Annotated in this window: 11 protein-coding genes and 1 tRNA gene; 5 read left to right on the top strand and 7 right to left on the bottom strand. The window is 42.0% G+C overall.

Annotation, left to right across the window (positions count from 1 at the left end; translation table 11 throughout):
- Positions 1-251 precede the first annotated feature (251 nt).
- Positions 252-617: a DUF1818 family protein gene (locus AC5590_RS09065; RefSeq protein ID WP_169268542.1), complete on the top strand. Its 366-nt coding sequence runs from the start codon at positions 252-254 to the stop codon at positions 615-617.
- A gap of 52 nt (positions 618-669) precedes the next feature.
- Positions 670-743, top strand: a tRNA-Pro gene (locus AC5590_RS09060).
- A gap of 231 nt (positions 744-974) precedes the next feature.
- Here the strand turns inward: AC5590_RS09060 and AC5590_RS09055 are convergent.
- Positions 975-1,838 carry a formylglycine-generating enzyme family protein gene (locus AC5590_RS09055; protein WP_169268541.1) on the bottom strand — a complete coding sequence of 288 codons (864 nt, stop codon included), beginning with the start codon at positions 1,836-1,838 and terminating at the stop codon, positions 975-977.
- A 100-nt stretch (positions 1,839-1,938) separates the two neighbouring features.
- Between AC5590_RS09055 and AC5590_RS09050 the strand changes: the two genes are divergently transcribed.
- Positions 1,939-2,643, top strand: a complete 705-nt coding sequence (locus tag AC5590_RS09050) for a Uma2 family endonuclease (protein ID WP_169268544.1) — start codon at positions 1,939-1,941, stop codon at positions 2,641-2,643.
- A gap of 71 nt (positions 2,644-2,714) precedes the next feature.
- Here the strand turns inward: AC5590_RS09050 and AC5590_RS09045 are convergent, their stop codons facing one another.
- The 6 genes from AC5590_RS09045 to AC5590_RS09020 all read right to left on the bottom strand — a co-directional run bounded on the left by AC5590_RS09045 (position 2,715) and on the right by AC5590_RS09020 (position 8,847).
- A complete protein-coding gene (locus tag AC5590_RS09045; RefSeq protein ID WP_169268540.1) occupies positions 2,715-4,454 on the bottom strand; it encodes a formylglycine-generating enzyme family protein in 1,740 nt (579 codons plus the stop codon).
- A gap of 98 nt (positions 4,455-4,552) precedes the next feature.
- Entirely contained in the window at positions 4,553-5,647 is a 1,095-nt protein-coding gene (locus tag AC5590_RS09040) for a VWA domain-containing protein (RefSeq protein WP_169268539.1), read from the bottom strand.
- Positions 5,644-6,621 (bottom strand): AAA family ATPase, encoded by a 978-nt coding sequence (locus AC5590_RS09035; RefSeq protein WP_169268538.1) that lies wholly within the window; start codon positions 6,619-6,621, stop codon positions 5,644-5,646. Before AC5590_RS09035 ends, AC5590_RS09040 begins: the two co-directional genes overlap by 4 nt.
- A complete protein-coding gene (locus AC5590_RS09030; protein WP_169268537.1) occupies positions 6,618-7,604 on the bottom strand; it encodes a hypothetical protein in 987 nt (328 codons plus the stop codon). Before AC5590_RS09030 ends, AC5590_RS09035 begins: the two co-directional genes overlap by 4 nt.
- Positions 7,605-7,652: 48 nt before the next feature.
- Positions 7,653-8,327, bottom strand: a complete 675-nt coding sequence (locus tag AC5590_RS09025; RefSeq protein ID WP_211178750.1) for a TIR domain-containing protein — start codon at positions 8,325-8,327, stop codon at positions 7,653-7,655.
- 364 nt (positions 8,328-8,691) lie between these two features.
- Positions 8,692-8,847, bottom strand: coding sequence for a trypco2 family protein (locus tag AC5590_RS09020; RefSeq protein WP_256379401.1), 156 nt, complete (start codon positions 8,845-8,847; stop codon positions 8,692-8,694).
- Between the two features lie 19 nt (positions 8,848-8,866).
- Here AC5590_RS09020 and AC5590_RS09015 point away from each other — a divergent pair, with 19 nt between their 5' ends.
- Together AC5590_RS09015 and AC5590_RS09010 are read left to right on the top strand one after the other, a co-directional pair.
- Positions 8,867-9,283 carry a XisH family protein gene (locus tag AC5590_RS09015; protein ID WP_169268536.1) on the top strand — a complete coding sequence of 139 codons (417 nt, stop codon included), beginning with the start codon at positions 8,867-8,869 and terminating at the stop codon, positions 9,281-9,283.
- Positions 9,271-9,606, top strand: a complete 336-nt coding sequence (locus AC5590_RS09010) for a XisI protein (protein ID WP_169268535.1) — start codon at positions 9,271-9,273, stop codon at positions 9,604-9,606. Before AC5590_RS09015 ends, AC5590_RS09010 begins: the two co-directional genes overlap by 13 nt.
- Positions 9,607-9,824: the final 218 nt, after the last annotated feature.

The following is a 9,824-nucleotide window of genomic DNA, read 5'->3' as shown; positions in this document are numbered from 1 at the left end:
GGGAGACCCTCATCAAGTACTGGCTCACGCCACATGCACGCCACTTGCTACAACGGGGGGAACCCCCGCAACGCAGTGGCTCCTCAACGCGCTTAACCCGCGCACGGCAGTGGCTCCCCTACACCCCTGTGTTTCTTGAAAGTTCAGCGCGTTGATGTTCTTGTTGTGCAATTTCCGCACCAGTGGGTAACAGTTCTGCTATGTTTTAAGAAAAATTTCTTAGAACGAACAGTTCAACTCAAAACTTTTTTATGGAACGTGTTCTCAAAAGTGGACTTGGTTGGCGTATCGGCTGGAACCCAGCAGCGCCAGAGTTCAAAGGTTTAGTGGGTACAGATGATTGGGCTATCGAGTTAACTGAACCTGAGTTGAATGATTTTTGTCGGCTACTGGCGCAACTCGCAGACACCATGAGGCAAATGGCAACTGAATTAATGGATGAGGAAAAGATTACCTGTGAAGCTGAAAGCGATTTATTATGGATGGAAGTGGAAGGTTATCCTCATGCTTATAGTCTGCGTTTTATCCTGAAAACAGGGCGTTGTGCAGAAGGTAAATGGGATGATTCCGCTGTTGCTGGTTTGTTGAAAGCCTCCCAGATGCTCAAAGTTTTTTAAATCTAGACCTTGATAATTGTGGTTTTTGATGTTATACTTGGAAAGTTGACTACGGGGCGTAGCGCAGCTTGGTAGCGCGCCACTTTGGGGTAGTGGAGGTCGTGGGTTCGAATCCCGCCGCTCCGATTGAAGGTTCAATCACTGTGGTCTATTTATCTGAGGTTTATTTATCTGAAGATTGCTGTAATGTTGGTCAACAGATGATTTGTTTGCTGTTGAGACAACAAGAATAATCGGTAATTCGTCCATTTGTTCAAAAAATGTTCCAAAAAATTCAGCTTGCTCCGCAAGCAAGAATAAAGGAAAAAGAAAAAAGGGTAAAGGGCAAAAGAGTAAAAGTATAAAGGGCTACTGAGTCTAGAGTGTAGAACACGCAACGCGAAAACCGTTGTAGTTGTAGACTCTGACGCCCGCACTGAAGATGAAGCGATACGCCGAACGGCAGTAACCGGGATTGCTGAACCAAGAACCACCGCGCAGCAGGTAATGGCGATTATCATTATCACTTTCATCGAACCACGCACTTCCGTCTGTGGGTGCTCCTTCATAATTCTCATGCCAATGGTCAGCACACCACTCCCACACATTCCCATGAATATCGTATAATCCAAAGGCATTCGCTACGCCGAAGTTACCTACAGGTGTTGTTTCTTCTCGATAGATTCCTTTGGAACCTTGACCATATGATGAACCCGACCATTTACGATCTTCACTATCTGTACCATCATAATTTGCTAAATCAGTCGAAATTGTCTCGCCAAAGTGAAATGGAGTTGTAGTTCCGGCACGAGCTGCGTATTCCCATTCAGCTTCACTAGGAAGTCGGTAAGGTCTTTTGGTGTGCTCCTTTAGGCGATCTTCTACGAAGCGGCTAAGCCGATCGCAAAACTCGACAGCATCATACCAAGAAACTTGTTCAACGGGGCGATTTTCTCCTTGAAAATGTGAAGGGTTAGGTTTTAGTTCGCGGTTAACCTGTGGAAAAGAGGCGACTGCCTTCCACTGTGCTTGAGTGACAGGATACTTACCCATACAAAAGGGTTTAATGGTTACTGTATGTTGAGGGCTTTCCGATTCACGGTGTCCCAGTTCATCTTCTTTTGAACCCATAAGAAAACTGCCGCCTGGAATCAGCACCATTTCTAGCTGTACTTCATTGCCCAAGTCTTCTATAAAATATTGTGCTGTCTGCTTTGAACGGTTAATAACTATTTTTGGCATTTATTTCTATCTGCTTGATTTTCTGGAGGCGACGCTGTGCATATTTAAGTTTGATTTGAATTCTATAATAAAAGAACTCAACGCCAGCGAGACAACGGTTATGCTTCCATCCGATCTCAAAATTGCGTTACCAAGCACTGACGAACTTCCCTGCTGTGACGATATTCCTGTGGATAATGAGGATCAGAATTTTTTGCCGAATGTTTTACTATTTTTATTGAACTCAATTTGGGCAAATCGCATGGATTGGTTCTTCGGTGTAGATATGGCAGTGTATCACACTACCGGGGTCAATCCGAGAGTACCTGTCGTGCCAGATGCTTTTTTGAGTTTGGGAGTAGAACGGAAAAAAGGTGGTAAGTCTCGCAAAAGTTACGCAGTCTGGGAAGAAAATGATGTCGTCCCAATACTCACATTAGAAATGGTATCTCATACACCAGGGGGTGAATACGAGGAGAAGCTGGCTATTTATACAAAACTTGGTGTTTTATACTACGTGATTTACAATCCGGAATTTTGGCGGCGCGACCAACATCAACCGTTTGAAGTGTATAAGTTAGTAAATGGGAACTATCAGTTGCAGATAAGTGAACCATTATGGATGCCAGAGATAGGATTAGGCATTGGCCGGCATCAAACAGTGATTGCTGGTATTCAACAGGAGTTCTTATCTTGGTACGATCAGCAAGGAAACCGCTATTTGACAGATGCAGAACAGGTACAGCAGGAGCGTGAGCGAGTTGAACAATTAGCGCAATATTTACGTTCTCTTGGTGTAGATCCAGATAATTTACCTGGCAAATAAAATTCAGTTCGCTCTGCTTGCAAGGAAAAAGAAAACAAGGGTAAAGGACAAAAGATAAAAAGTATAAAGGGCTACTGAGTATACGCAGGAGAACACGCAACACGGAAACCGAAGCTGTTGAGGTTCCTGACGCCCGCATCGCTGCCGAAGCGAAACGCCGAACGGCAGACCTCGGGAGAGTTGCGCCACGAACCACCGCGCCGTATACGATTATCATTATCATTATTGTCCAGCCACGCACTTCCGTTTGTCGGTGCTCCTTCATAGTTACCATGCCAATGATCAGCACACAATTCCCAAACATTTCCGTGCATATTGTATAGCCCAAAGGGATTGGCTACGCCAAAGCTGTCCACAGTCGTTGTTTCTTCTCGATGGATTCCTTTGGGACCAGCACCGTAGGTGTAGTCAGCGTTATAGTTTGCCAGATCTGAGGTTATCGTCTCGCCAAAGTGAAATGGAGTCGTAGTTCCTGCACGACAACTATATTCCCATTCGGCTTCACTGGGTAGACGGTAGGGTTTACCAGTGTATTGAGACAGGCGATCGCAAAACTCCACAGCATCATACCAGGAAACTTGTTCAACGGGACGATTTTCTCCTTTAAATTCAGATGGATCAGCTTTGAGTTCGCGGTTAACTTGTGGGAGATAAGCTACAGCTTGCCATTGTGCTTGAGTTACAGGATATTTGCCCATGAAGAACGTTGGAACAGTTACTTGGTGTTGAGGGCGTTCATTATCACGGCTATCTTTCTCATTTCTGGGAGCGCCCATCTTAAAATTGCCACCAGGAATCTGTACCATTTCTAGCTGGACTCTATTCCCTAACTTTTCGATAAAGCACTGAGCTTGTTGACGACGCCGCTTGACTATTAATTCTGTTTTTCGTCTCAACCAATCTGATTGTTTCAGTTCGATTGTTGCAACTTCAAATTCAAAAGGTTGCAGGTTGATATTTGGAGATGTTTTTGTCTCATCCTCGATCGCGACGGTTGCTACTTCAAATTCAAAAGTCTGTATTAGTGGGAAGCCTTCAAGCCTAGCAACTCTCAGCGTGGCAGATGACTCAGCCACTGCTTGCACAGATCCTAACAACCTATGCGCTGGTTTGAGTTCCATACCGCCTACTCGAAAAGAACGACTCAGTTCTTCTTGAGTGAGTGTCTCTGGCGTTCTTAACATTTGCTGCGTCAACTTTGCGTACTCCAGTAAAGCTGGCTCCTTCTGTAACTGAGGTGATAACTCTTGAGTAATTCGTGTCAATCGCGCTAACTCTGCCCGAATTCCTGACTCGCTACGGTTTTCGGAACCCGTTCCACTACTAGTCTCTAGGAGCCGTTTGGCAATCTCTTGTGCTGCTTCTTGACATTTCTCATCTCCTAAATATACCATTGCTGCCCATCGTTGCGCTTCTAATTCTTGTTGCCGTCTTCCCGGATTGAGCCGACTCAGATAGCTGACATAGCTGATTAAAACTTGCGCGACTTCCTGCATTCGCTGTTCGCCACACTCTTGCTTCATTTCCTCCAGCAGATATGCTCGCACATGGGTATCCATTGCGTAAAGTTCGTACCCCACCTGAGAGCACAAATCAGACAGCAACAAGTCAACCTCCGCCACCCAAAGAACTTGCTCACCTCGCAAAAACTCATTGCGTAAGTAGTTCACCAATTCTGGAGTGAGTACCAAAGGTAATGCAGCATGATACGCCAGTAGCCGATAAGACTCATCAAAACGCCGAACAAACCGCTCTACAGCTTGCTTTGCTTGTTCTCGCCATTGCTTGTTGTCATCAGCCACAGTTGTCACTCGCTTCGCTCAAATTCAAAATTCAAAATTCAAAATTCAAAATTAAGGACTCCACGGACGCCAGGTGCTTCAAGAAACCGGGTTTCTACGCACGGTTGTCATGAGAAGGGTGAATTTAAGTGTTGTAGAGGTTGTCCACGCACAATATCAATAGCATTACTTAAGCCATTATTATCCATCTGGTACATTGGCACCAAATTGGCAATAATTTCTGCCGAACTGCCAATCCAACGTTCTTCTGGCATAGGATTTAACCAAGCAATCAAAGAACTGTGTCGCTTGAGTTGAAATAGAAAGCTGGTAGTCGCCCGAATTCGCTCTAACTTCCGATATCCTCGTGCTGCCCCAGCATCACTGACAATCAATATGCTAGTTTGATTATCGCAGGTTTCTAACACTGTCTGTAACTTAATTGGTTCTGTCAAGTAAAGGTCTTTGTAAACACTGGCTGCAGGCACGTTATGAAAATAGAATACACTTACCTTGTCAGGTTGCAAAGAACTTTCGTAGATTGCCGTTTCCACTAAATCACGAGTGAAACGATGAAACGGAGTCATAGAGCCATTTTGGTCAAGCAGCAGCAACAGATGAGCATTGTTTCGTTCTCGTCTGCGATAAACTGGAGCTAAATAAAATCCCTGGCGAGTCGCTTGTTCAATAGTCGCATTCACATCCAGTACATCCAACGAACCATCAGCAATAGGTTGACGTAGATATCGCCAGCCATAAACCATTGAACGGCGGGAAATGGGATAATACGTTTGTAATGCAGAAGTATCCTGATTTTCCACTGGTGTAAAAGGTGCGCGAATCGGTAACGATGCCAGTTCTGGTTTAGACTTGATCTCAGTTACAGTCTCTTGGGGAGGCGGTGATGATAGTTTCTGCGGTTCCTCCACCCGTTCTTGATCAGACTCAAGCTTTGGTTCTTTCACAGGGGGCTTTTTTTCAGGATTTTTGGGAGTTGAACTCATCTGCAAAGACTCCCAAATGGGGTCAAACTGGCTTTGTTCAGATGGGGAGTGACACCATAAAATCTTTAATGTCTCTGCTAGTGCTTCCTCATCTTCCCCGAATCCCCCTTCAACTGCTTGCCGTGCTGCCAAAAATTCCCCTACACCAAGCTGAAAGCCACTTTGGCGCAAACGAATGAAAGCACGAGTCATCAAATCTTGTGGGTTAAAGGAACTCATGAGGCTTTGGCATATTTTTTCCAGTCCTGCTGTAACTTAAATAACAATTCTCGATAGGGAAGCAGTTTATCTTTTGCCAGTTGCGCCGCTTTGTAAGGTTCTGACTCAAATGTATGAAGTGCTTTCAACCAATCGAGAAATTCGCTCGTTCCTGGTTTCTTGAAAAGTCCACCTTCATTCCACACAGCTAGAAAGCGCTTTATTGCTGTGTTTACCAAATCAGGAGGAGGCGGTGATTCTTCCTCACGAATCTGGTAATGCTTCTCGACAATTTCCTGCAATCGTTTCGGATCATTAGGAAAGTCTAGATAATGATACAGGCAACGACGCAAAAATGGCGCAGGTAAGTTACCTTTTTCCTTATTACTGGTGATGATTACAATCGGTTTATGAGTAGCTGTGATTGTTTCCCCAGTTTCCTTAATTTTAAATTCCCAAGGTTCATCCAAAACCGTCAGCAAGTCATTCGGGAAATCCAGATCTGCTTTGTCAATTTCATCAATCAGCACAACTGCTGGCTGATTCTTTAGCTCAAAGGCTTTCCCCAAAGCTCCAAATTTACGGTAGTGTTTGGGGTTAGCAGGATTGCGATTGACTCTTTCCTCATCTTCCTCCTCAGTTTCTGCTTCTGCTGCTGGCGGCTGTTGTTCTAGTTTTTGCGTATGCACATCATGCAATCTGAGGATAGCATCATATTCATAGAGTCCATCCTGCGCTTTAGTAGTGGAACGGATATCCCAACGATAAAGAGGAAGTCCTAACTCATAAGCAACAGCCGAAGCAAGGCGAGTCTTACCACACCCGGCGTCTCCTTCTAATAATAATGGTCGCCTGAGATAGATTGCTAAATTCACAGCTTTCTTTAATTCGGCAGAAACTACATATGGTTCTGGGTTCGTTGGTGAATCTTTATGTGGATTTTCTGGACGGCGATTGGGATTTCCCGTAAATTCTAATCGTTGAGTTGATATCATATCTTAAAATCTCTTTCCAAAATTGAACAGATTGTGTCTGGTGTTCCTTCACTCTCTTGATGAATTTGCAATGCTAATTGTTGACTTTTTGAATTTGATAAACCACGAAAATTAATGAGCCAATTTCTAATATCTTCAACAGTCCAATCTGGTAACGGGAGTTCAAGAATTTTGCAACTATCAAATGTATCCTCTGTGCAAAAATGTGGTATTGACAAACAATAGGGAAAAACTTTACTTTTTGCTGTTAAAGCAACAATAAACCTAATCCTGCTATACTCTTGAAATATAGACTCAAGCTCATTAACTAAAACTTTCCAGAATTTCTCAATAAACCAATCTAAAAACTTTTCCTTATCGATTACACTATCCCAATTTTCAATTTTGATAAATACAGTGCTACCACCACAAAGAGATGAACAAAGTTTTTTGATAATCTTGTGTAATGGTTCTTCTGAATTCATATTTAAGTAGCTTGCTAATCTTTGAGAAAATTCAATTTCATTCAACTCAGAAATTGGCGAACCTAAGTCTACTGGGTAAGGTCTAAAATCTCCTATAATATCGTCCCCTATTTTGCGATCGCTAACAATCAAATCTAAAACTTCATCAATACAGTAGCTTCCCTTCTGTTTTGTACTCCTTTGTAAAAATAAAAGAATAGCTCCACTATCATCACCAAATTTAGTATTAAGTGATTGAGCAATTTTCTTAGCTTCATAGAAATCAATTTTTTGAAAGCTTTTTTCTAACTTTAAATGACGTAAATTTGAATTTTTATCTTCAGCATCTAGTTCTGAAAGCTTGTTTTCTAGGTCTTCAATTTCTTCCAAAAGGTTCTCTGCATCTCTCTTAAGTTTCAGTTCATTTCTTTTACTAAGCTCTCCAGCTAACTGAGAGTCAATCGCAGCTAGCTCTTCTTGTTTTCGAGCTAAATCCTTGCTATAAAATTTTCTCCGGGCGGTACCTGTCTTTGCTGTCACAATTATTTTCTATATTTCTCACTAATATATTAATAAAATAGATAAAATTTATAACTGATTTAATTTAGTTTCTAGTTCTTCTATCTCTTTCATAATCCCCTCAGCCTGCTTATTCAGCTTCAATTCATCAACATGACTAAGTACTCCTTCCAATTGGGATTCAATGGCAACTAACTCCTCTTGCTTTGCCACTATGCGTTTTTTGTAAAACTCGCTTCTTGCATTTGAAGGCGCTTTTCGTGGTGGTGTTTCTGCAGTCTTTGTTGGTAATTTAACAGGAGAAGTAACCGGAAGATTTGCTGAGTTCTGAGTTAGAATATCAACTAATTTACTAATAACATAATCAATTCCTTGAGAAGAATTGATTGCAAGTTTATCAGCAAGAATTGGAGAAAAATCTGAAACTTCCTTTTTTGATACCTGATGCCAAATAGGAAGTATGACTTTTCCATTAGTTCCTTCCTTGGAAACAAATCCCTCTAACTCACGCTTAGTCCATCTTTTTTGGAAGAAATTACGACTGAGTACAATAATTCCAAGCTTTGATTGTGAAATACCTTTATCAATTGAACTACTTAGGCTGTCTCCCCAGTTCAAAGAAAATTCATCATACCAGACACGATAACCTCTTTTTCTTAACTCTTCAGCTAGAGGTCTTACAAAGTCTTCCTTATCTTCACTTGCATGACTAATAAATACATCATATTCATCTGTCGCTGTCATGTTACTATCTCTCGAAATCAGATTTTGTTCCTTGTGTGCCAATGGATTTACAAATTTCTCGTTCATATCTCGTACAACCTGATCAAAGAGTCGTCCCCCCTCATTATCCTCACAACGCAGATACAGCACAGGACGATACCACACATTCCCTTCAATTCCAATTGCACTTTGTCCCCGCCGTAGTGCGATAAGCCTCTGGCTTGACGCTACACGTATCGCCTATGACTCTTTTTGCCCAAGCATCGGTAAAAATCTTCTGCAAAAGCACTGCCAGTAGATACACTTATAGAATACGTCATTGCTACTACAGCCGGAATGCTTTTACCAATCAAGTTCTGAGCCACCCCGTTGAAAACAGAATCACTTAAACCAGACCACTTACCTCGCCTCCACTGCCTAGCACATTGATTTTAACACTTCGCTTTGTACCTGCTTTGCCCGTTCGCTTCACAGTGACTTGTAGTTCCAGTTCCACAGACTCAACAAACAAGAACGGCGCATCCTTATCCTTGTAGAAAATCCTTTATAATGCTTATATTATGCCAGCCAGAGATATCTTTCACAACGCAGTCAAAAAAGGGCTAGAAAAAGAAGGGTGGAAAATTACCCATGATCCCTTACCCGTCAGTTTCGAGTTAGGGGATATGTACATAGACTTAGGCGCGGAAAGAATTCTAGCAGCAGAAAGAGAGGGTGAAAAAATTGCTGTTGAAATTAAAAGCTTTTTTAAAACATCTGCGATTTCTGAATTTCACACAGCTTTAGGACAGTTTATTAACTACCGACTAGCATTATCTGAACAAGAACCAGACCGTACTCTCTATTTAGCAGTTCCCATCGATACATATACTTCCTTTTTTACTATCAGACTTGTACAAAACATTATTAAAACATATCACCTTAAATTGATTACTTATAAACCTGTAACGGAAGAGATAATCGAATGGATAAACTAACAAAATACCAACAAATAATTCAGCAGCTTATCCAAGAATATGCTGCAATTTCTAGTCAAGACTCAGAAATTGAAACCCAATTAATTTTTGATACAGAACATCACCACTATCAACTTGTAAATGTCGGCTGGAAAAATGACCGTCGTGTTTATGGTTGTTTTTTACATCTAGACATCAAAGATGGTAAAGTTTGGCTGCAACACAATGGGACAGAAAATGAAGTAGGAGAAGATTTAGCGAATTTAGGTATCCCCAAGCAGGATATTGTCATCGGCTTTCATTCGCCATTTAAGCGCCAATTTACAGATTATGCTGTGGGTTAAGGCTTTTTGCTTACAGAAAACACCAAAAGGAGAAAGCAAACACAGCTTAAGGATGTTTTCAAAGTATTATATAGAATTCCTATTTGATTTTTACGAAGCTAGATACACCTTTATTCCTTCTTAAGCGTTCGGGTGTTCCCTGTTCCCTCCTCCTATGAGTTAGTTCACCCTATGGCTAACGCCACGCCTTACGGCTATCGGGTGTGCGCAGAGCGCAC

The sequence above is a fragment of the Brasilonema octagenarum UFV-OR1 genome (genome assembly GCF_963888615.1).
GTDB lineage: Bacteria > Cyanobacteriota > Cyanobacteriia > Cyanobacteriales > Nostocaceae > Brasilonema > Brasilonema sennae.
The sequence above is the reverse complement of the archived record's forward strand: the minus strand, read 5'-3'. Positions and strand labels throughout refer to the sequence as shown.

Excerpts from the sequence above, each read along its gene's own strand:
- AC5590_RS09065 (WP_169268542.1), top strand. The coding sequence starts at position 252 with ATGGAACGTGTTCTCAAAAGTGGACTTGGTTGGCGTATCGGCTGGAAC.
- AC5590_RS09055 (WP_169268541.1), bottom strand. The coding sequence starts at position 1,838 with ATGCCAAAAATAGTTATTAACCGTTCAAAGCAGACAGCACAATATTTT.
- AC5590_RS09050 (WP_169268544.1), top strand. The coding sequence starts at position 1,939 with ATGCTTCCATCCGATCTCAAAATTGCGTTACCAAGCACTGACGAACTT.
- AC5590_RS09040 (WP_169268539.1), bottom strand. The coding sequence starts at position 5,647 with ATGAGTTCCTTTAACCCACAAGATTTGATGACTCGTGCTTTCATTCGT.
- AC5590_RS09035 (WP_169268538.1), bottom strand. The coding sequence starts at position 6,621 with ATGATATCAACTCAACGATTAGAATTTACGGGAAATCCCAATCGCCGT.
- AC5590_RS09025 (WP_211178750.1), bottom strand. The coding sequence starts at position 8,327 with ATGACAGCGACAGATGAATATGATGTATTTATTAGTCATGCAAGTGAA.
- AC5590_RS09015 (WP_169268536.1), top strand. The coding sequence starts at position 8,867 with ATGCCAGCCAGAGATATCTTTCACAACGCAGTCAAAAAAGGGCTAGAA.
- AC5590_RS09010 (WP_169268535.1), top strand. The coding sequence starts at position 9,271 with ATGGATAAACTAACAAAATACCAACAAATAATTCAGCAGCTTATCCAA.